Annotated in this window: 14 protein-coding genes and 1 pseudogene; 8 read left to right on the top strand and 7 right to left on the bottom strand. The window is 67.5% G+C overall.

All coding sequences use genetic code 11. The annotated features are described in order from the left end of the window. Positions 1 to 51 precede the first annotated feature (51 nt). Both ACSBPQ_RS15510 and ACSBPQ_RS15505 read right to left on the bottom strand, forming a co-directional pair. Complete coding sequence (locus tag ACSBPQ_RS15510) at positions 52 to 801, bottom strand: MlaE family lipid ABC transporter permease subunit (RefSeq protein WP_442682963.1); 750 nt, start codon at positions 799 to 801, stop codon at positions 52 to 54. Then, positions 801 to 1589, bottom strand: coding sequence for an ABC transporter ATP-binding protein (locus ACSBPQ_RS15505; protein WP_442682962.1), 789 nt, complete (start codon positions 1587 to 1589; stop codon positions 801 to 803). The genes ACSBPQ_RS15510 and ACSBPQ_RS15505 overlap by 1 nt, the downstream gene beginning before the upstream one ends. A 178-nt stretch (positions 1590 to 1767) precedes the next feature. On the opposite strand from ACSBPQ_RS15505, the gene ACSBPQ_RS15500 reads away from it, so the two are divergent. The 6 genes from ACSBPQ_RS15500 to ACSBPQ_RS15475 all read left to right on the top strand — a co-directional run bounded on the left by ACSBPQ_RS15500 (position 1768) and on the right by ACSBPQ_RS15475 (position 11793). Continuing rightward, complete coding sequence (locus tag ACSBPQ_RS15500) at positions 1768 to 1995, top strand: hypothetical protein (RefSeq protein ID WP_442682961.1); 228 nt, start codon at positions 1768 to 1770, stop codon at positions 1993 to 1995. 65 nt (positions 1996 to 2060) lie between these two features. After that, positions 2061 to 5435: an exodeoxyribonuclease V subunit gamma gene (gene recC, locus ACSBPQ_RS15495; protein ID WP_442682960.1), complete on the top strand. Its 3375-nt coding sequence runs from the start codon at positions 2061 to 2063 to the stop codon at positions 5433 to 5435. Then, positions 5432 to 9067 (top strand): UvrD-helicase domain-containing protein, encoded by a 3636-nt coding sequence (locus ACSBPQ_RS15490; RefSeq protein WP_442682959.1) that lies wholly within the window; start codon positions 5432 to 5434, stop codon positions 9065 to 9067. Before recC ends, ACSBPQ_RS15490 begins: the two co-directional genes overlap by 4 nt. Beyond that, a complete protein-coding gene (recD, locus tag ACSBPQ_RS15485) occupies positions 9064 to 10935 on the top strand; it encodes an exodeoxyribonuclease V subunit alpha (RefSeq protein ID WP_442682958.1) in 1872 nt (623 codons plus the stop codon). Before ACSBPQ_RS15490 ends, recD begins: the two co-directional genes overlap by 4 nt. Positions 10936 to 10994: 59 nt before the next feature. Further along, positions 10995 to 11525 carry a MarR family transcriptional regulator gene (locus ACSBPQ_RS15480; RefSeq protein WP_442682957.1) on the top strand — a complete coding sequence of 177 codons (531 nt, stop codon included), beginning with the start codon at positions 10995 to 10997 and terminating at the stop codon, positions 11523 to 11525. After that, the gene (locus tag ACSBPQ_RS15475) at positions 11512 to 11793 is read left to right on the top strand and encodes a hypothetical protein (RefSeq protein WP_442682956.1); all 282 of its coding nucleotides are present in this window, start codon (positions 11512 to 11514) and stop codon (positions 11791 to 11793) included. Before ACSBPQ_RS15480 ends, ACSBPQ_RS15475 begins: the two co-directional genes overlap by 14 nt. A gap of 406 nt (positions 11794 to 12199) precedes the next feature. Here the strand turns inward: ACSBPQ_RS15475 and ACSBPQ_RS15470 are convergent, their stop codons facing one another. The 5 genes from ACSBPQ_RS15470 to ACSBPQ_RS15450 all read right to left on the bottom strand — a co-directional run bounded on the left by ACSBPQ_RS15470 (position 12200) and on the right by ACSBPQ_RS15450 (position 17502). Beyond that, positions 12200 to 12406, bottom strand: coding sequence for a hypothetical protein (locus ACSBPQ_RS15470; RefSeq protein WP_442682955.1), 207 nt, complete (start codon positions 12404 to 12406; stop codon positions 12200 to 12202). A gap of 23 nt (positions 12407 to 12429) precedes the next feature. Continuing rightward, positions 12430 to 13323 (bottom strand): Abi family protein, encoded by an 894-nt coding sequence (locus ACSBPQ_RS15465; protein ID WP_442682954.1) that lies wholly within the window; start codon positions 13321 to 13323, stop codon positions 12430 to 12432. A 226-nt stretch (positions 13324 to 13549) separates the two neighbouring features. After that, positions 13550 to 14512, bottom strand: coding sequence for a hypothetical protein (locus tag ACSBPQ_RS15460; protein ID WP_442682953.1), 963 nt, complete (start codon positions 14510 to 14512; stop codon positions 13550 to 13552). 114 nt (positions 14513 to 14626) lie between these two features. Beyond that, entirely contained in the window at positions 14627 to 16732 is a 2106-nt protein-coding gene (locus ACSBPQ_RS15455) for a helicase-related protein (RefSeq protein ID WP_442682952.1), read from the bottom strand. Continuing rightward, positions 16705 to 17502 (bottom strand): DEAD/DEAH box helicase, encoded by a 798-nt coding sequence (locus tag ACSBPQ_RS15450; RefSeq protein WP_442682951.1) that lies wholly within the window; start codon positions 17500 to 17502, stop codon positions 16705 to 16707. Before ACSBPQ_RS15450 ends, ACSBPQ_RS15455 begins: the two co-directional genes overlap by 28 nt. A 1368-nt stretch (positions 17503 to 18870) precedes the next feature. On the opposite strand from ACSBPQ_RS15450, the pseudogene ACSBPQ_RS15445 reads away from it, so the two are divergent. Next, positions 18871 to 19398 (top strand): annotated as a pseudogene (locus tag ACSBPQ_RS15445) (type I restriction-modification enzyme R subunit C-terminal domain-containing protein); the annotation flags it as partial. Between the two features lie 233 nt (positions 19399 to 19631). Next, on the top strand, positions 19632 to 20231 hold the full coding sequence (gene folE, locus ACSBPQ_RS15440; protein ID WP_442682950.1) for a GTP cyclohydrolase I FolE: 600 nt from the start codon (positions 19632 to 19634) through the stop codon (positions 20229 to 20231). Positions 20232 to 20237: the final 6 nt, after the last annotated feature.

Raw genomic sequence — 20237 nt, 5'->3', positions numbered from 1 at the left:
GTTTGTCTGGTCCCCGCACCGGGTGGTACGGGCTTGTGCGAGGGACTCGCGTTATTGGAACAGCAGTGCCGACAGTACGAAGTTGAACATCAGCACCAGCAGCGAGGCGTTGACCACCGCGCGGGTGGTGGCCACCGAGGTGCCTTCGATGGTCGGCTCGGCGTGGAAGCCGACGTAGGCCGCCACCAGCGCCGCGGTGCCGCCGAAGATCGCCGACTTGAGCAGGGCCACGGCGAAGTCGTCCCAGAAATCGACGCTGCCACGCAGCCCCGACCAGAACGTGCCGTTGTCCTGGCCCAGCACCTGCACCGCCTCGAACCAGCCGCCGGCAATGGCCAGCGAGCAGAACACGCCGGTCAGCAGTGGCACGGTCAGCACCGCCGCCCAGAAACGCGGCGCCACCGCCTTGGCGATGGGGTCGATGGCCATCAGCTCCAGCGCCTTGATCTGGTCGGTGGCGCGCATCAGGCCGAGTTCGGCGGCAATCGAACTGCCGGCACGGCCGATGAACAGCAGCGCGGTCAGCACCGGGGCCAGCTCGCGGTACAGCGACAGCCCCAGCAGGGTGGACAGCGCATCGGCCGCGCCGAAGGTGGTCAGCGTGCGGTAGCCCTGCAGGGTCAGCACCAGCCCGACAAAGGCGCCACCGACGGCGATGATGGGCAGCGAGCGGGCGCCGATCTTGTAGATCTCACGCACCAGCTCGGCGAGGAAATCGCGGGTCGGCAGCGAGCCGCGCAGCACGGTCAGCGAAAACAGGCCGGCACGGCCCAGCGAGCGGATCGAGGAAGCGAACGGCATCAGGCGGTCCTTGCGCGCGGGGCGGCGTCGAACGGGATCGGGCCATCGGGATCGCCGTGCAGGAACTGGCGCACCAGCGGATCGCTGCTGGCCTGCAGCTCGTCAGGCGTGCCGGCAAAGACGATGCCGCCATTGGCGATCACCACCGCCTGGTCGCAGATCGGCAGGGTTTCATGGACGTGGTGGCTGACGATGATGCTGGTCAGGCCCAGGCTGCGGTTGAGCTGGTGGATCAGGCTCATGATCACGCCCGAGGCGATCGGGTCCAGCCCGGTCAGCGGCTCGTCGTAGATCATCAGCGGCGGATCCAGCGCCAGCGCACGGGCCAGCGCCACGCGTCGCGCCATGCCGCCGGACAGTTCGCGCGGCCAGGCCTCGGCCGCGGCCAGCAGGCCGACCGCATGCAGCTTCATCTGCACCAGCCGGCGCACCACCGGTTCCGGCAGCCGGGTGTGCGCGAGCAGCGGCAGGGCGACGTTGTCGGCCACGCTCAGGTCGGTCAGCAGGCCGTTGCCCTGCAGCAGCACGCCGACATGCTTGCGCATCTCCAGCAACGCGCGGTTGCTGTGCGGGATGTCCTTGCCGAACAGCTGCACGCTGCCCTGCACCGGGCGCAGTTCGCCGGTCAGCGCCGCCAGCAGCGTGGACTTGCCACTGCCCGAGGGGCCCAGCACCGCGGTGATGCTGCCGCGTGGCACCTGCAGCGAGACATCGCGCAGGATCGTGCGTCCGCCGCGATCGATACGCACGTTCGACAACTGCACCAGGGGTGTCCGGGGAGCGGGCATGAAGGCCTTTAACGGAAAAACAACGTTGCAGGATTGCCAGCCACGCCTGAACAAAAGCGTACTGGGCCGTGCAGTATTGTCGCACTGTCGGGGCAGGATGCGTGCGCCGCCCATCTCGACCGGTGAGACACGGCCGCGGGATGCTCTGTCCTGATCAATGGACAGGGGCAGAATGATGATGACCATCGAGTTGAGCGACGCGCAGTGCGAATTGCTGCGGCAGTTCGCGCGGCTGCATACCAGGGCGCATATCGAGGCCGGTGTGGAACCGCCTGGCCTGCGGCTGGAGATCGCACTGGGCGGCCCCTATGGCGACGATGCCTGTGTGGTGCTCGGTGACCAGCGGCGGGAGCTGGGGGAAGTGGCGGTACGTGTGGTGCAGGGCGCGGCGGTTGACCGGGAATGACGCCGGCGCGGCAGCGCTGTTTTCCAATGGCGCCCGGGGAAGGGGCCCTCATCCACAATATGGCCATGCATAAAGCACCCGATTTCCGCCTGTACCACTCCAATTCGCTCGACGTGCTGGCCTCGCTGCTGGCGCACGCACTGCGCGAGCCCGCAGCAGGGCAACCCTTGCTGGCGGCCTACATCGTGCTGATTCCGCAGGTGGCGATGCGCCGCTGGCTGCAGTCCACGCTGGCGGCCGAATACGGCATCGCCGCCAACCTGGAGTTCCTCACCCCCGGCGAATTCGTCGCCAAGGCACTGAAGGCCAATATCGGCGGTGAGCGTGATGATCTGGGTGCGGTCGGATTTCACTGGCGTCTGTACGCGGCATTGACTGACAGCGCGCTGATGCAAACTCCGGCGCTGGCCGGGCTGAAGTCCTACCTCGCAGGGGGCGATCCGCTGAAGCCATGGGCGCTGGCCGCCGAGCTGGGCGGGGTGTTCGAGAAGTACCAGGCCTGGCGCCGCGACTGGCTGCTGCGCTGGGAAGACGGGGCCGAGGCGGACGACCCGCAGGCCATCCTGTGGCGGCATATCGCCGCCGGCCGGCATTACCGCGCGCGCCGCATCCACGACTATCTGGCGCGCTTCGAAGACGCCGCCCAGCCGTTGCCGCAGGGCCTGCCACCGCGCCTGTTCGCCTTCGCCACGCTCAACGTCTCCCCCGATGTGCTGCGGGTGATCGCCACCCAGGCGCGGGTCGGCACGCTGCACTTCTACATGCCCACGCCCACGCAGTCATATTGGGGCGACCTGCAGACGCTGGGCGAAAAGCTGCGCAGCGGTGCTGACGATCCGTTCGGCAGTGCCGCCGGCGAGAACCCGTTGCTGCAGGCCTGGGGCGCGGCCGGGCGCGATTTCATGGCGGTGCTGGGCAGCTACGAGGTGGTGCACCCGACCGGCGAGATCGCCGCCTATGTCGATCCGGAAGCCGAATCCGGCGCCGGGCTGGATGACGGCGGGCTGGCCGACAGCCTGCTGCAGCGGCTGCAGGCCGACCTGTTCCACCGCCGCGCTCTGCCGTCGCCGCCGTTGCGTGCCGCCTTGCGGCTGGACGATCCCAGCCTCCAGATCCACGCTTGCCACACCCGCCTGCGCGAGATGCAGGTACTGCACGACCAGCTGCGCGCGCTGCTGGAAGATCCGCGTTTCGATCCGCCGCTGCAGCCGCGCCAGATCGCGGTGCTGGCGCCGGATATCGACCCTTACGTGCCGTACCTGGAATCGGTGTTCGGTGGCCGTGGCAGCAGCGCGGACCACATCCCGTGGGCGTTGGCCGATGCCAGCCCGCTGCAGGGCGAGCCGCTGGCCGAGGTGTTCGTGCAGCTGCTGGGCCTGCCGGTGTCACGTTTCGGCCTGAACGAGATCCTCGACCTGCTGCAAAGCGCGCCGCTGGCCCAGGCCGCCGGGCTGGATGCGGCCGCGTTCGAACGCCTGCAAGGCTGGCTGCAGGCCGCCGGCGTGCGCTGGGGGCTGGATGCCGCCCACCGCCAGCAGCATCAGGCACCGCTGGACGATGCCTACACCTGGCAGTTTGCGCTGGACCGGCTGCTGCTTGGCCATGCCAGTGGCAGCGACGAGGACATCGCCGGCGTGGCGCCGTGGCCGGAACTGGAAGGCAGTGCGCTGGCCGCGCTGGATGCGCTGATCCGTCTGCTGCGGGTGCTGGCCCGCCACCAGAAGACGCTGGCCGATGCGTTGGCGCCGGCGCAGTGGCGCGAGCGCCTGCTCGGCCTGCTGGCCGCGCTGCTGCCGGAAACGCCGACCGAGCCGGCCGCGCTGCGCGCGCTTGAGCGGCTGCGCAAGCTGATCACCGAATTCGCCGCGGAAGCGGAAAACGCCGGGTTCGACGCGCCGGTGCCGGCCGAGGTGCTGCGCGCGCATTTCGCCGCAGTGCTGGCCGAGGCCGATACCCGCGCGCCGCTGCTCACCGGCGGCATCAGCTTCGGGCGCATGGTGCCGATGCGGCTGCTGCCGTTCCGGGTGATCTGCGTGCTGGGGCTGGATGATGGCCAGTTCCCGCGCCGTGATCCGGCCGCCGGGCTGAGCCGGTTGACCGCCGAACTGGGTACCGAACGCCGCCGTCACGGTGACCGCTCGCTGCGCGAGGACGACCGCTTCCTGTTCCTGCAGCTGTTCGCCTCGGCGCAGGACGTGTTCTATCTGAGCTACCTCGGCGCTGATGCGCGCGATGGCAGCGTGCGCGAGCCGTCGGTGCTGGTCAGCGAACTGCTCGACGCGGCGGCGGCCTATCACGCCGATCCGGCGGCCGCGCGCAAGCAGCTGGTGGTGCGGCATCCGCTGCAGCCGTTCGCGCCGGCCGCATTCGGAGATGCGCAGGAGCCGCGCCGTTTCAGCTACCGGCGCCAGTGGCGGCCCGCGGCCGGGGCGATGGGCGGCAACCGCCAGCGCCTGCCGGCGTGGATCGACGGTCCGCTCGGCGCGCCGCTGCCGGAGGCGCTCACCGACACCCAGCTGCCGCTGGACAGCCTGCGCCGCTTCTTCGCCGATCCGGCCGGGCAGTTCCTGAATCAGCGGCTGGGCCTGCGTCTGGCCGGCGAGATCGACGACAGCCAGGACATCGAGCCGCTGGTGGTTCCCGGCGGCGGCCGCGAGCTTTCCATCCTGCACAGCGAAGTTCTCGATGCACTGCTCGCAGGCGAGGCGGAGGCCGGCCTGTATGACCGTCTGCGCGCCCGCGCGCTGCTGCCTTCCGGTGCGCTGGGACAACAGCAGTTCCGCGCGCTGCTGGCGCGGGTGCGGCCGTGTGCACAGGCGTATCTGGCCTGGCATGACGGCCAGCCGTTGCAGGGCGACCACTACGCGGCCGAGGTGGACGGTCTGCGCCTGCACGGTCACATCCGGCAAATCCATCCACAGGGCCTGGTGCGCCTGCATGCCGGTACTCCGGGCGCCACGCAGATGCTGCGTGATGGTCTGGACTGGCTGCTGGTCAGCGCCAATGATGATGACAAACCGCGCCTGCCGTTGCTGCAGTTCCACGACGATGACAGCGGCAACTACGGCCCGCATGTGCGCCAGCCGCTGGATTCGGAAACCGCGAAGAAAGCGTTGAAAGCATTGCTGCGACTACGTTCTGACGGATTGCAGGCACCGCTGCTGTTCGCTCCCTACACCGGCTGGGACATCTACCGCAGCGATGAGGATCGTCGCGAAAAGGCCGGCCGTGACAGATGGAACGGCAGCGAACGCAGTTGGGGTGAACGTGACGGCGAGGCGCTGCAACTGGCGCTGCGTGGCGTTGATCCGTTCGCCTCACAAACCACTGCACACAGATTTATCCACAACAGCCTGTTGATATTCACCGCGTTGAACGAGGGCCGCGTGCTGCCGGATTTCGATGGCGAACAGGACGCCGCAAACGGAGGTGCGGCATGAATGCCGGACAGATGAACGAGGACCCGTATCTGCAGTTGCCGCTCGATGGCCTGCGCCTGATCGAGGCCAGCGCCGGCACCGGCAAGACCTTCACCCTGGCCACGCTGTTCACCCGGCTGGTGGTGGAACAGGGGCTGCGCATGGGCCAGATCCTGGCGGTGACCTTCACCGACGCGGCCACCCAGGAGCTGCGCAAGCGCATCCGCGAACGGCTGGATCTGGCCGCGCGGCTGGTCGGTGAAACGCCGGACACCGATGACGCTCCGGAAACCGCATTGACCCACGCCATCCTGCAGCGGCATCTGGCGCAGGGCGGCGAGAGTCCCGCGCAACTGGGTCGCCGGCTGCGTGTGGCCGCCGAGGAAACCGACCTGGCGGCGATCTTCACCATCCACGGCTTCTGCACCCGCGTGCTGGGTGAATACGCGCTGGAAAGCGGCCACAGCTTCGCCACGCCGGAACTGCTGGCCAACACCCGCGAACTGCATGCCGAGCTGGCCGCCGATCTCTGGCGCCTGCTTGCCGGGCAGGAGGAGCAGGTGGAGGCGCTACTCGGGTTGTGGAAAACACCGGAAGAGCTGGCGAAAGATCTGTCCGTTCTTTCCTCAGACCTGCCGCTCCTTCCGGACGTGGTTGAAGCGCCTTGTGTGAATCCGCAGCAGGCACTGGATGCGGCAACGGACACGTTGAGGAAGGCGATCCAGACGGAACTGGATACCGCGCAGTCCCTGATTGCGCAGGCTTTCAGCAACAAGACGTTCGATGGCAGGAGGGCCAGGCAAGCCAGCTTCGAACAGGCGTTCTGTGAACTGAAGGCGGGCCTGGAGCTGGGCCAGTGGCCGCGAGGAAAGATCGATAACAAGACCCTGCATGTGGACAAGCTGGCGGCCCGTCAGCTTGAAGACTATTGCAAGGACGGCAAAGATCCACCGCAGTCCGTCGTTTTCAGTGCTTTGCAGGACTGGTTCGATGCCGATGATGTAAAGCAGTTATGGCTCAGACAGCAGCGCGTGGGTTTGCTGCACCAGCTGCGCGAGGACGTGCGCCAGCGCCTGGCCAAGCTCAAGCAGCAGCGCCGCGTGCAGACCTATGACGATCTGATCGACAACGTCGCCCATGCGCTGGCCGGCGACCACGGCGCCACGCTGGCCGGGCGGCTGCGTGCGCAGTACCGCTTCGCGCTGGTGGACGAGTTCCAGGACACCGACCCGCGCCAGTGGGACATCTTCCGCCGCGTGTTCGCCGGGCCGGGACGCGATGGCGATGAGGCCGCGCTGTTCCTGATCGGCGATCCCAAGCAGGCCATCTACGGCTTCCGTGGCGGCGACGTGCATACCTATCTGCAGGCCAAGGCGCTCGCCGAGGAAGCACCGAAACTCCAGCACAACTTCCGCTCGCGCCCGGGTGTGCTGCGCGCGATCCAGGCGCTGTATGACAACGCCGGCACGCAGGCGTTTCTGGACGAGCGCATCCGCTTCGAGCCGGTACTGCCGGGCAGCAAGCGCAGTGATGCCGACTATCTGTTCGATGGAGAGCCGGCGCCGGCGCTGACCCTGCAACTGATCGCTGCGGGCGAGGAGGGCAAGCCGCTGAAGGCCGATGATTCGCGCGATGCGGCCACCGCTGCCTGCGTGGCCGATATCCACAACGTGCTGTCCGCCGCACGCGCAGGCCGCGCGCTGGTTGACGGCAAACCGGTGCAGCCGGGCGATATCGCCGTGCTGGTGCGCTCGCACAAGGAGGCCGCGCGCATCCAGCAGGCGCTGGCGGCGCTGGGCATTCCGGCGGTGGCGGCGGGCAAGCGGAGCCTGTTCGCCAGTACCGAAGCGCACGAGCTGCGGCTGCTGTTGCTGGCCCTGCTGCAACCGGCCGATGACGGTCGCCTGCGCGCGGCGCTGGCCACGGTGCTGCTGGGCGAAAGCGCGGCGGCGATCGCGGCGATGGAGCATGAAGGCGAGGCGCAGCGCGCGCACCAGCAGCGGCTGGCGCAGTGGCGCGAGCGCTGGCAGCGCGGCGGCGTGCTGGCGCTGCTGTCGGAGCTGTGCGCCGAACAGGCCGAGCGCCTGCTGGCGTTGGTCGATGGCGAGCGCCGGCTGACCAACTACCTGCAGCTGGCCGAACAGCTGCAGGAGGCCAGCCAGCGCAGCATCGGCCTGCACGGCCTGCTGGACTGGCTGCAGACCCGGATCGTCCACGCCGATGACGGCGACGAGACGCAGCTGCTGCGGCTGGAATCGGATGCGCGCCGGGTGCAGATCATCACCCTGCACAAGAGCAAGGGCCTGGAGTACCCGCTGGTGTACCTGCCGTTCGTGGGCATCGCTACCAGCGCCCCGGATGCGGCCAACCACCGCACCGTGCACGACGGGCAACAGCGCGTGCTGCACTGGAAGACCGACAAGGACGACGAGGCCTGGAAGGCCATCGGCAAGCAGATCAGTGCCGACGAAGCCGCTGAAACCGCGCGGCTGCTCTACGTCGGCCTGACCCGCGCCGAGCATGCGCTGTGGATCGCCGGTGGCGCCCTGACCGGGCTGGCGTCCTCGCGGCTGGGGCCGATGCTGGAGAACCTGCCGGCGCACGCCGATATCCGCGTGCTGGAGGACCAGGCCGGCCCGGCACCGGGCTGGTTGCCGCCCGAGCAGGAGCCGGCACTGCCGCCGGTACGCGAGGTGCGGCGTGCGGTGCCGCACGACTGGTGGGTCTACAGCTTCACCCAGCTGGCGCATGCCGACGCGGGCCAGGACACCGCCGCGGCGGCCACCGAGCAGGCCGGTGGTGCCGCCGACGAACCGGCGCAGGCCGTGATCGATGACGCCGTGGAAGCCGCACCGGCGCCGCTGGACGCCTTCGATCCGCGCTTTGCCGGCAGCCGCTTCGGCAACGTGCTGCATGCGGCGCTGGAGCACGTCGACTTCGGCGCCTGGCAGGACTGGAAGACCGGCGCGGAAGCCCCGGCAGGGCAGGCGGAGATCATCGCCAAGGCGCTGCGTGACGACGGCTATGCCGAAGACGACATCGCCGACGGCGTGGTCCTGCTGACCCGGCTGATCGGCCACACCCTGACCGTCACCCTGCCCGAAGGCGGTGCACTGCATTCGCTGGGCGAGGGTGAGCGCCGTGCCGAAATCGAATTCCACTTCGCCCTGCAGCCGACCCGCGTGCCGGCGCTGCTGCAGCTGCTGCACCGGCACGGCGTGGTGCGCGGCCGCCACGGCTTCGGCCTGCGCCGCCAGCTCGAAGGCCTGATGACCGGCAAAATCGACCTGACCTACGTCCGCGATGGCCGCTGGTACGTGCTGGACTACAAATCCAACCGGCTGCCGGATTACGGCACCGCGCGGCTGGAGGCGGCCATGCGCCACAGCGAGTACGACCTGCAGGCGCTGCTCTACACCGTGGCGCTGCACCGCTGGCTGCGCTTCCGTATCGGCCCGGGGTACGACTACGCGCGTGATTTCGGCGGTATCCGCTACCTGTTCTGCCGCGGGCTGGATGCCGCGCAGGCGGCCAGTCCGGGGGTGTACGCGCACACCTTCGCGCCGGAACTGGTGCATGCGCTGGATGAACTGTTTGCCGGTGGCCGCGACGGCCATACGGCGTTGCTGGCACGACTGGGAGGCACGGCATGAGCCTGCTGGCCGCATTGAACAAAACTGGCGCGCTGCGCCCGCTCGACCACGCGCTGGCGCAGAGCCTGCGCCGGCTCGATCCGGAAACCCCCGATGCGGTGCTGGCCGCCGCCGCGCTGGCCTCGCTGGCAGTGGCGCAGGGCCACGCCGGTTTCGATCCGGTGCAGCCGCAGCGGCTGCTGGAAGCCGGGATCGATTGGCCCGATCCGACCGGCTGGCAGGCGCAGCTGGCCACCTCGCGCTGGATCGCCACCCCGGAAGATGACCGCAGCGCGGCCGGACCGGCACCGCTGGTCTGGGAAAACGGCCTGCTGTACCTGCGCCGTTACCGCGAATACGAACGGCGGTTGGCCGCCGGCCTGCAGCGCATCGGCCGTGCGCCGGTGGCCGGTGGCGATGCGGCCGCGCTGGCGCCGCTGTTCGCGCAACTGTTCCCCGCCGCGGCCGGGCAGGACGATCTGCAGGCGCGCGCGGCGGCGGTCGCGCTGCGCCACAACCTGCTGCTGGTCACCGGCGGCCCCGGCACCGGCAAAACCACCACCATCACCCGCTTGCTGGTGCTGCTGGCCGCACAGGCGCAGGCCGCCGGCCGTCCGGCGCCACGCATCGCCCTGGCCGCGCCCACCGGCCGCGCCGCCGAGCGCATGGCCGAAAGCCTGCGCCAGGCGTTGCAGCAGCTGCCCGCCGTCGGGGTCGACCCGGTGCTGTGCGCGCAGCTGCCCACCACCGGCACCACCTTGCACCGTCTGCTCGGGGTGATCCCCGAGTCACCGCGCTTCCGTCACCACGCCGACAACCCGCTGGAGCGGGACGTGGTGGTGGTCGATGAGGCCTCGATGATCGACCTGCCGCTGATGGCCAAGCTGGTCGAAGCCATCGCCGACGGCACCCGGCTGATCCTGCTGGGCGATCCGGACCAGCTGCCCTCGGTGGAGGCCGGCGACGTGCTCAGCGCGATCCTGCGCGCGGCCGGCGACGGTGCGCACATCGCCGCTGACGATGCCGCCGCGCTGCAGCCGCTGCTCGGTGCGCTGCCGGCCGAGGCCGTTGCAACCCGCGCCAACGCCTTTGCCGGCGCCCGTGTGCAGCTGCAGCGCGGCTACCGGCAGAGCGAGGCACTGCAGCTGGCGCCGCTGGCCGCGGCGATGCGTGACGGCGATGCCGGGCAGGCATTGGCGCTGCTGCGTGCCGGCCAGCTGCCGGGCGTGCGCTTCCATGAAGGCGAGGTCGATCCGCTGCAGGCCTGGCGCGAGCCGCTGCAGCAGTACTGGCAGGCGCTGGCCGAGGCGGCCACGCCGGCCGACGCGCTGGCGCTGGCCGGGCGCATGCGCCTGCTCACCGCCGTGCGCGAAGGCCCGCAGGGCGCGCGCGGGCTCAACGCGCGGATCGAGGAACAGCTGACCGGCCCCGCCCGTCGCGGTGGCGGCCCGGGCTGGTTCCACGGCCGCCTGCTGCTCATCACTGAGAACAGCTACCGCCACCGCCTGTTCAACGGCGATGTCGGCATCTGCCTGCGAAGCGAAGCGGGAGCCGACGGCGGCGGCATCACCGCGTGGTTTCCCGGTGACGACCCGACCCATCCGCGCGGCTTCCACCCGGCGGCACTGCCGGCGCACGAGAGCGCATTCGCGATGACCGTGCACAAGGCCCAAGGCTCGGAATTCGACCAGGTGTGGCTGCAACTGCCCCGCCGCGACAACCGTGTGCTCAGCCGCGAGCTGCTCTACACCGGCATCACCCGCGCCCGCCACGGCCTGCACCTGGCCGGCAGCGCCGAGGTGATCGAAGCGGCCCTGGCGCGCCACGCCAGCCGCTGCTCGGGCTTGGCGTGGCGGCTGTCGGGGATGCCATCGGGGCCCGCAGCGTGAGCTTGTCAGATGCGGGGCAATAGGCCAGTATTCGCAATTCGCGAATAACGAATATCGACATGGGTCTGAAACCCCAAGAGTTGCTGGTGTTGCTGAAGGTCTGTGCACATCCAGACCGGAAGTACACCTTCGCCGCGCTTGCCCAGGAGCTGGCCATGAGCGCGGCCGAGGTCCATGCCAGCGTCAAACGGGCCACCGGCGCGGGCCTGGTCAACCAGCGCGGCCGGGGTGACTGGTCGCCCATACGCCCCGCATTGCTGGAATTTCTCGTGCATGGCGCGCGCTATGCGTTTCCGGCCCAACTGGGGCCGGTCAAGCGCGGGGTACCCACCGCCTACGGTGCCGAGCCGCTGGCCAGCCAGTTGCAGAACAGCGGGGACGTGCCGGTCTGGGCCCACCCGGAGGGTAGCGCCCGGGGGCCGTCCATTTCGCCGATGTACCGCACCGCCCCGCAAGCAGCCTTGGTCGATCCGGCCTTGCATCGCCTGCTCGCGTTGTTGGATGGCCTGCGCATCGGCCGCGTGCGCGAGCGTGAACTGGCCGCCCGCCTGCTGGGTGAATTCCTGCGGGGCAATGATGGCCCGGCCTGATCCCAATCTGCCGCAGGTATTGGCCATTGCCGAAGCACTGGGTGAACTGTGCGCGCAGGTGGTGTTCGTGGGCGGTTCGACCGCAGGCCTGTTGTTGACCGACCCTCTGGCTGAAAGCGTGCGTCCCACCCTGGATGTGGATGCCATCGTCCAGGCGGATAGCCTGGCCCACTACTACCGCATCGAAGCCCAGCTGGAGCAGCGCGGCTTTGTGCGCGATGCCCCGCCGGTGTCATCTGCCGTTGGCAACATCGCAGCTCAGGGGTGAGGTTTGACCTGATGCCGGCGGACGCCTCCATCCTGGGCTTCAGCAACCGCTGGTATGGCTACTGGGGGCAGGTCACTGGACCGGATCCAGTCCCGCACACCCAAGGCAGGCAAGAAGGGGCAATTTCCTCTTGAGATTCAGACAGTTACGGCGAAGTGAATCTCGATCTTCACAGTGCGAAGCTTTGCAGCGACATGCGTCTGCCCTGTTGCTACCGACCGCATCAGCACGACGAAATCCGCGGATAAATCGCGGGGTCGCTCCGTAGAGATATTAGGGTGTGGCCCCCCCTGCTACATCGGGACGCCGCCCAGCTACCGCCGAACGCTCTCTCTGGAGCGACCCGGTCGCCCCTTAGAGTTAGTTATCTCCTGGAATTGAGGTCCAAGAGAGAGGCAACTGACCATCACGCCTCCGGCACCGACTCCCGGATCAATCGCGCCACGTAACCCTCATCCTCGTCGAACAGGATGTTCCGTTCGGCCATCTTCTGGCGGATCACCTTCCAGTGCATCTCCATTTCCGCGGCGGACGTGCCCGAGACGATGTAGCTGCGCAGGCTGACGTCCGGATCGGCCAGCTTTGTGAACTTGGCGGGATTGGTGTCGGTCATTGAAATCAGTCTTCCGTGGTGTGCTACCAGATCGGTCGCTGGCTGAAGTCAGTCGGAAAGCCCATCACACCTGCCGCAGGCGGATGCTGGGTCACGTGTTCGGCCACTCGCTGGACCCACGTCTGCCCCGGGCTGATGCGCCCGATCAGCCAGCCCAGCAGGGTGAGCGTGTTGTAGGCGCTGCCGGGACTGGCGTGGTCGAGCGAGACGACCAGGGCCTCCGGATGCTTGCGCGGCAACTGCGCCCTGAACGTCATCTCACGATCCCAGAAGCGTGCGTGGTGGGCACAGATGTTCCGCACGACGCTGATGTGGTGCAGGAAGGACGCCAACAGGACCTCGTCGACACCGTAGGGTTCGGCGATGGCGTTGCGGTCCGCGGCATGACGCAGGTTGCTGAACCAGCGCGAGATCTGGCCCAGGCTCATGACCTCTACGCTGGCCCAGATGGGTGGGAGGAGTTCGTCGTAGGTTTGGCGGAGATGGCGGATGAATCGCTCGCGACTGTCTTCGACCCCGCTGACCAGCTTGGCCACGGCAGTCGGGTGGCTCCATGTCTGGCTGCGCTGTTTGAACAGGGCACTGTCGAGGTGCGCATGCGCGCCATGGCGCAGGCCGACGACATGGGCCCAGCGGGTGCGGATGGAGACTTCGAGCCGCTCGACTGCGTCCAGCACCAGCAGCTTGAGAGTTCGGTCGAACAAGTAGTCGTCGAGCACTGCCTCGAAGGACGTTCCGGGGAGGAACCGGTGGGACGCGTGATCGGCCTCGTGCCGCAGCCAGTAGCCGCTGAGGCGATAATAGTTGAGCTCGGCCAAATAGTGGGCTGCGCGCTCCGGGTCCGCAAAGGCCATGCCGCGTGAGGCGAGCTGTTGGATCTGACGCTCGACCGTAAGCGCCGGCTTGTCGTATTTCATCCTGCATCCCTGTCGCGGCCTGGCGCTGCGAATTCCGGGATGCCCTCGGCCGATCGCGAAGGCCGGAAAAAAGTAACCCCCCATGGTGCGCCGATCTGACGAGAGGCGTGGGGGGTGTTGTTGATACCGATTGTAGCGCCAGCAGGGGGCAGTGCAACTACAACCGCCCCAGAAAGCTGGTTCGGAGGGATGGGGCCGTTCAGCGGGCGCAAGCCTTTGATTCCGTTCATTCTCGCTCCTTTATGTACTGCAGGGCCTGGTCCCGCAGCCCCATGTCGAGCAGGGACAGGAACACATCGCAGCGATGCGCGCACCGCGCCTGGCCGATGCCTGCGTCGCGATCAAAGCGGGTGCCGGCGCGCACCAGGGTCAGCACGACCGGGGCCGGGGCCAGCACATTCGGTTCGGGCTCCAGGCCGTCATCCAGCAGGCGCATCACCGCGGGATCGAATGTCTTGTCGCTACGAGGGATATTGGCCACCAGATCCAGGCGCGGCGCGCCCATCAAATCCAACGCCGGTACATCGGCTTGTGCGACCGGCGTTCCGGACAGCGAGAACGGCTTCCAGCCCTTCGGACCCTTGGGTCCAAGCAGTGGCACTGCGCGCTGCACCAGTTCGGCAGGTGCCTTGATCCGGGCGCCCCGCTCGAAGCGGAAGCGCAGCGTTTGCGGCAAGGCGCCGATGCGGCTGAGCTGCTCCATCGACAGCGCTTCAGGCGCGATCTCCAGACAGCGCAGGCTGTCGATCAGGCCGGCATCGCGCAAAGCGACCAGGGCGCTGCGGACCGGCGTGGGTGAGGCACCCAGGGCATCGACCAGGCCAAGCTGGGTGCCTTCGATATGTGCCGCGATCCCCAGCTCCGGCTGTGGGCCGTCGTCCTCCAGGCTGGCGCCCAACAGCAGGCGCAGGACCTCGAACCGGTAATTCGGCTTGTCCAGATGAACCATGCTGCCTTCGGCCACTCGCCTCGCTTTCCCGGATGCGGCCTGCGTTTCATCAACGGCCAGGGTCATGCGCGCACGGACCTTGGCAGCGATGGCTGGCAGCAGGCTGTCCCACTCCTTGCGGATGGTGGCTTCGGCAATGGCGGGGGCGACCACGTGTAAACGACCCTTGGCCTGCGGATCGGCGGCGAGCTCCGCGGCCAGCGACAGGATCTCTGCCCTGAGGTCACGGGTATTGCGCAAGTTGCGCAAGGTTCGGGTCTGAAGCGGGGCGGACACGGCGCTGCTCGGAACTATCTGGAGATTATTCTGCACATAAATTAGTATTCTGCAAGTAATTTCACATTGTGAACGCCACTATGTGAGCCGCCACCGGATCCTGAACAGCGGAACGCTGCTGCTGCTCTGGTTCAGGCGCTGCTCCAAGGCTGCAATCAGCGCGTCCCGCCTGGCTTTGATTTCATCCTCGACATCGAAGATTTCCTGCCGCTGGCGGCGCTGCTGGCGCTCCAGGAGCTTGATCTCCTCCTGGATGGCGGCCTGTTCTTCCACAGTCGCCGCAGCCCGTGCGCGGCGCTTGGTGTCCTTCAAGCGGGCCTTGGTGTCGTGCATGGCCTGTTCGGCGGACAGCAGCCTGTCTTCGGCCCACTGGTCGAGCCGTTCGCGCTCGGCGTGGAAGTAGGCGTTGTTCTCTTCCAGCGCCCTGGCCAGGGCGGCTTCGATCTGGCGGCGGACGTTGGCGTCGAAGTTGGGCGGCAAGGTGTCCGTAGCGGGCAGGCGCGTGTTGGCGCGACCCGGCAGCTCCAGCAGCCGCTGGCATGCTTCGGCATCCAGCCATTGCCCGTCGTCGGCCTGGGCGCTGAAGACCAGGTGCTCTTCCAGCTGGAAACTCTCCAGCTCCAGCAGATTCAGTTCCAGCCAGCCCGAACGGCTGGGCAAATGCTCCAGCACGGCGATGCGCTGTGGCGCGCCCGCGAGCGTGAAGGTGACTTCTCCAAGCGGGGTGTCGTGGCGCCTGCCGGTATCCAGCACGTGCTCGCCCAGGGGGTGGCTGAGGCGGTAGACGTGGCCGTCTTCGGGCAGCAGCTGGCCCTTGCGGATCAGGTGATAACGTCCGGCTTCGGCTTCTGGGATGGGCGACGCGCGCAGTTCGAAGGACAGCGTCTGGTCGTCAAACGCGGCGGCATCATCCAGTTTGTGCCGAGTCAGGCGCCAGAACAGTCGACTGATGCGATCGAGCTGGACGATGGCCTCGTCACGATGCAGACGCAGGCGCTCGACCACACCGGCGTCGAACCTGGCCAACAGGGCTTCCTCGGTCTCACGCATGCGCTCGGCAATCTGGTCTTCCAGACCACTGCGCAGGCGGGCGAAGGCGGCATCGATCTCGGCCGGTGTCCGGCAGGTCTCGTAGATTTCCGCGATCTGGCGCTCGATGCCCACGGTCGACTCGATGCGGCCCAGGATATCGTCGGAGGCGCCGAATACGCCGTCGAACAAGTGGAACTTCTCCGACAGCAGCTCCAGCACGCGCAGGTCGGCGGCGTTGCGCTGGTTGGCGAAGTTCACCACCACCACGTCGTGCTTCTGGCCGTAGCGGTGGCAGCGGCCGATGCGCTGCTCGACCCGCTGCGGGTTCCAGGGCAGGTCGTAATTCACCACCAGTGAGCAGAACTGCAGGTTGATGCCCTCGGCACCGGCCTCGGTGGCGATCAGGATGTCAGCCTGGTACCGGAAGTGGTCGATGACGGCGGTACGACGATCGATCGCGGGACTGCCGGTCACCCGGTCGGAGCCCTGGTGGGTGGCGAGCCAGCGCTGGTAGATGCCATTCAGCCCGGGATCGGTGGCCCGGCCGCTGAACTTCACTACGCGGCCGGCGTACCCGTGGGCTTCCAGGAAGCGGGCGAGGTAGTCCTGGGTGCGGACGGATTCGGTGAAGACGACCGCCTTGCGTGCAGCGCCGATCGCGGCCATGCGTTCAAAGCCGTTGTCCAGCGCCTTCAGCAGGGCGTGTGACTTCTGGTCTTCGCGCACGCCGCGTGCGATCAGCAGGTATTGCTCCAGCTCGACGATTTCGGCACGCAGCTTGGCAGGATCAACCTGCGCTTCCACATCGGGGTCGGCGTCTTCGTCCGAAGCGCACTCGTCTTCCTCCTCATCGAGCAGCTCGGCATCGAGCTCTTCGTCTTCGATCAGGCGGGAGATCCAGTCGTCCTGCCCGGCCTGACTGTCCTCGAGCCGACGCAAACGGGCCAGGATGACCTCCAGCGTGGCCACGACCGCCTCGGTGGAAGAGGCCAGCAGCTTGCGCAGGATCAGCCCAACCAGGTGCCGCTGGCGCGTGGGAACGCCGTAGCTGTCATCGCGGAGGAGGTAGCCGGACACAAGGTCGTAGAGCTGCTGTTCGTCTTCGCCCGGCGTGAAGGGGAAGGTCAGCGGCTTGCGTTCGGTGTACTGCACGTACTCCAGTACGTCGCGGCGCAGGGTGCGCTTGGAGAAGTCTTCAAGCCGCGCCCGCAGGCGGGAATGGCGGCATCGCCGCGCATGAAGCGGGTGCGGAAGCTGACGCGGTCGCCGAACAGGTGGTCGTCGATGATCGTCGACAGCCCGTACAGCTCCAGCAGGGAGTTCTGCAGCGGCGTGGCGGTCAGGAGCACCTTGCGCACGCCTGCCAGACCGCGCTTGATGGCCTGGCCGGTGCGGTGGCTCTCGCGGTAGGCGTTGCGCAGCTTGTGGGCTTCGTCGATGACCGCCAGATCCCAGCGAATGGCGCCAATGGCACGCTCCATCCGCGCTGCGAAGCCGAAGGACACAATGCTGATCACGTCCTGGTCGAGCGGGTTGTAGATGCCGTCCCTGCGCGCCTGTGCCATCGTCCTGGTGTCGAGCACCTGGGTGGGCAGGTGGAATTTCTCCGCCAGCTCCGCGGCCCATTGCTTGCGCAAGGATGCCGGACAGACCACCAGCAGGCGGCGACGCCTCTCGGCCCAGTACTGCCCGAGAACCAGTGCGGCCTCGATGGTCTTGCCCAAGCCCACTTCGTCGGCCAGCAGCACGCCCTTGGATAGCGGATTCTGCAGCGCGAAGAGCGCGGCTTCGATCTGGTGCGGGTTGAGGTCGACAGCTGCGTCGAACAGCGCCTGGCCAATGCGATCCAGATCACCGCCGCGACGGCGACGCGTGAGTTCCCAAGCGAAGTATTTCGCCTGGATATCCGTTGTCTCGATCATCCTTCCCCTGCTCCGAACCCCTGCTGGCCGCCGCGCTCACGCCGAAGGTCACCAGCGACCCCGACGGCACGGTTTCGGCGAAGGCCAGCTCCATCCCCAGTACGGACAGTACCGCAAGCAGCTTGCGGGTTCCGAACTCGGCGCAGCAGCCACGTTCGAGCCTGGATAGCGTCTCCTGTGCAAGACCAGCCTAACGGGAAATATCGCCTTGCTTGAGGCCGAGCTTGCGGCGGCGCGCCGAGATGGCGTGGCCGAGGTCGAGGAGCGTCTGCATTTGATGTATCCATCAAGAAACGACCAAGACTGGGCTGGGTTTGATGTATGTGTCAAACCTCGCCAAAACGCGTTGCGGCTGACCAATCTCCCGCCAACTTAGGCTCCGGCCTGGCTTGAGTGATGCTGGTCGCTCCAGCCTGAAGGAGATCACCATGCGAGTCCGCCTGATCAGCCACCCCGCCGCCCAGCTCGTCCGCCTGCTGGGCTTCGTGAAGCGTGTCCGGCCTGCAAGGGTCGGACGCGACAAAGATGGGGCGTGCTGGTCGAGGGGCGGGGCTTCACCAGATTGCTCGAACGTGAGCTTCTGGAAGCGCCAGGCCTGCTGCGCCCGTCAAGCTCCGCTACACCTCGACCTGTGACGTTTCGCAGCCGCGAGGCTGCGGCGAATTACGCTAGGACCCTGGAACTCCTGCCTGCCGTGCCCCGCTGGCAGGCGGCTGGAGACTCGTAGCGATCTGCTCATGTGTCACCCCGCGCGAAGAGGCTCGTGATGTCAGCAATCGCAGCCTGCATAGCCGCCTGACCTTTGGCCTTCACCTCAGGATCCTACCGTCGCAGGAGTTCCAGGCGGCGCGCTCGCTGCTCGACCTCCAAGTGAGCCCTTGTCCCTCTCTCCTTCCTGACCGCCAATGCGTGGTGCGGTGTGAAGCCACCGCTGCAAACCATCCGCCCCAAGGGCCACGGATCGCGCTTGCGCGGAGTGCTCCTGCCAGCTCGTCAACCAGGTCCTGGTGGCTGGCTTGATCTACGCCGTTGAGCAATCTGACTACTACCGACCTTTGCTCCTCATCGAGCTGTGGCAGAAAGCTCCAGTCAATCGCTGCGATTGCCGGCTCGTCGGGTAGTGGTGGTTCAGGTTGGTGGGTATGGCTGGTGGTTCGGGTGACGCCCACGACAGGGGGGCGACGCTTCGGCGACACGGGCAGTGGCGTCACGCACGACACGGGCGACAATTTGACGTCCGTGTCATCTGCGGCACGCTTGCGGAGGGCCAACAGATCGACCCTGTAGTCTCTGGAGCGAGCGCCTCCAGACGCGTTACCGACCACGGAAACAAGCCCTTCGTGCTCCAGTTCTCTCAGTAAACGCTGCTATCTGGCTGCGACCACGTACTGGTCCAACGATGGACGGATGATCACCGCGCAGGAGTTCATGCAGCAGCTGTTCGGCGACCTGAACACCCTGGTGGCCGACGAGGACCAGCTGCGGGCGACCTGGAGTGACCCGGAGCGGCGGCAGCTGTTTTTGCAGCGGCTGGCGGACATGGGCTATGGCCGTGAGCGCCTGGAGGACATGCGGCGGCTGATCGATGCGGGCAACAGCGACATCTTCGATGTGCTGGCCTATGTCCGTTTCACCCTTGCGCCGGTGGCGCGTAGCGAGCGGGCCGAGTCCGCTCGTGGCAGTGGTCTGGCCGGGTACGAACCGCAGATGCGGGAATTTCTGGGCCATGTGCTCAGTGCCTATGAGCGGCACGGAGTGGATGAACTGGCTCCGTCCAAACTGGGGGATCTGCTGCGCATCCGCTATGGCGGTACCAATGACGCCAAGCGGGTGCTCGGTCCGGTTGTCGATATCCGCAATGCGTTCTTCGCCATCCAGGCCCATCTGTATCGCTGAAGGACGGTGCAGGGGGCCGTTCTTCAACGGATGACAGGGGGCCTTGTCATCGGTGGATCGATGGCGTTGTGCGGGTGGCTGTACCCGTGACTGGAGCAGGGGGCAGTGCCGCCGGGGGCATGACTGGTGTCCGTCGAGAGATCGGGCGGCTCGTTCCGGCTGTTCCGCGCTTCCTCATGCCCTCCCGGCACCCGGCTGGTAGCATATCGGCCCCGTAATACAGGCGCCTTCCCATGGCCGAGTCCCGCAAATCCCCCGTCACCCAGGCCCAGGCTGAAGCGGCCGTGCGCACGCTGCTGGAGTGGGCGGGCGAGGATCCCAACCGTGAAGGCCTGCTGGATACCCCGCGACGGGTGGCCAAGGCCTATGGCGACTGGTTCAGCGGCTACCGCGAGGACCCGCGCGCCTATATGGAACGGACCTTCGAGGAAGTGGCCGGCTACGACGAGATGATCGTGCTGCGCGACATCGAGTACGAAAGCCATTGCGAGCACCACATGGCGCCGATCATCGGCCGTGTGCACGTGGGCTACATTCCCAACGGCCGCGTGGTGGGCATCTCCAAGCTGGCACGCGTGGTGGAGGCCTATGCGCGCCGCTTCCAGGTGCAGGAGAAGATGACCGCGCAGATCGCCGACTGCATCCAGGACGTGCTGCAGCCGCTGGGCGTGGGCGTGGTGGTGGAAGGCGCGCACGAGTGCATGACCACCCGCGGCATCCACAAGCGCGGCGTGAGCATGGTGACCTCGCGCATGCGCGGCAGCTTCCACGACGATGCGCGCACCCGCGCCGAGTTCCTGCGCTTCATCGAAGTAGGCCAGGCACGTCGCTGAGCCGCT

It is taken from the genome of Stenotrophomonas sp. JC08 (assembly GCF_052180205.1).
In the GTDB taxonomy this organism is placed as follows: Bacteria; Pseudomonadota; Gammaproteobacteria; order Xanthomonadales; family Xanthomonadaceae; genus Stenotrophomonas.
Note: the sequence above shows the minus strand (reverse complement) of the source record. Positions and strands in the feature narration are given on the sequence as shown.

Excerpts from the sequence above, each read along its gene's own strand:
- ACSBPQ_RS15505 (WP_442682962.1), bottom strand. The coding sequence starts at position 1,589 with ATGCCCGCTCCCCGGACACCCCTGGTGCAGTTGTCGAACGTGCGTATC.
- recD (WP_442682958.1), top strand. The coding sequence starts at position 9,064 with ATGAGCCTGCTGGCCGCATTGAACAAAACTGGCGCGCTGCGCCCGCTC.
- ACSBPQ_RS15465 (WP_442682954.1), bottom strand. The coding sequence starts at position 13,323 with ATGAAATACGACAAGCCGGCGCTTACGGTCGAGCGTCAGATCCAACAG.
- ACSBPQ_RS15475 (WP_442682956.1), top strand. The coding sequence starts at position 11,512 with ATGGCCCGGCCTGATCCCAATCTGCCGCAGGTATTGGCCATTGCCGAA.
- recC (WP_442682960.1), top strand. The coding sequence starts at position 2,061 with ATGCATAAAGCACCCGATTTCCGCCTGTACCACTCCAATTCGCTCGAC.
- ACSBPQ_RS15450 (WP_442682951.1), bottom strand. The coding sequence starts at position 17,502 with ATGATCGAGACAACGGATATCCAGGCGAAATACTTCGCTTGGGAACTC.
- ACSBPQ_RS15490 (WP_442682959.1), top strand. The coding sequence starts at position 5,432 with ATGAATGCCGGACAGATGAACGAGGACCCGTATCTGCAGTTGCCGCTC.
- ACSBPQ_RS15500 (WP_442682961.1), top strand. The coding sequence starts at position 1,768 with ATGACCATCGAGTTGAGCGACGCGCAGTGCGAATTGCTGCGGCAGTTC.
- folE (WP_442682950.1), top strand. The coding sequence starts at position 19,632 with ATGGCCGAGTCCCGCAAATCCCCCGTCACCCAGGCCCAGGCTGAAGCG.
- ACSBPQ_RS15470 (WP_442682955.1), bottom strand. The coding sequence starts at position 12,406 with ATGACCGACACCAATCCCGCCAAGTTCACAAAGCTGGCCGATCCGGAC.
- ACSBPQ_RS15480 (WP_442682957.1), top strand. The coding sequence starts at position 10,995 with ATGGGTCTGAAACCCCAAGAGTTGCTGGTGTTGCTGAAGGTCTGTGCA.
- ACSBPQ_RS15510 (WP_442682963.1), bottom strand. The coding sequence starts at position 801 with ATGCCGTTCGCTTCCTCGATCCGCTCGCTGGGCCGTGCCGGCCTGTTT.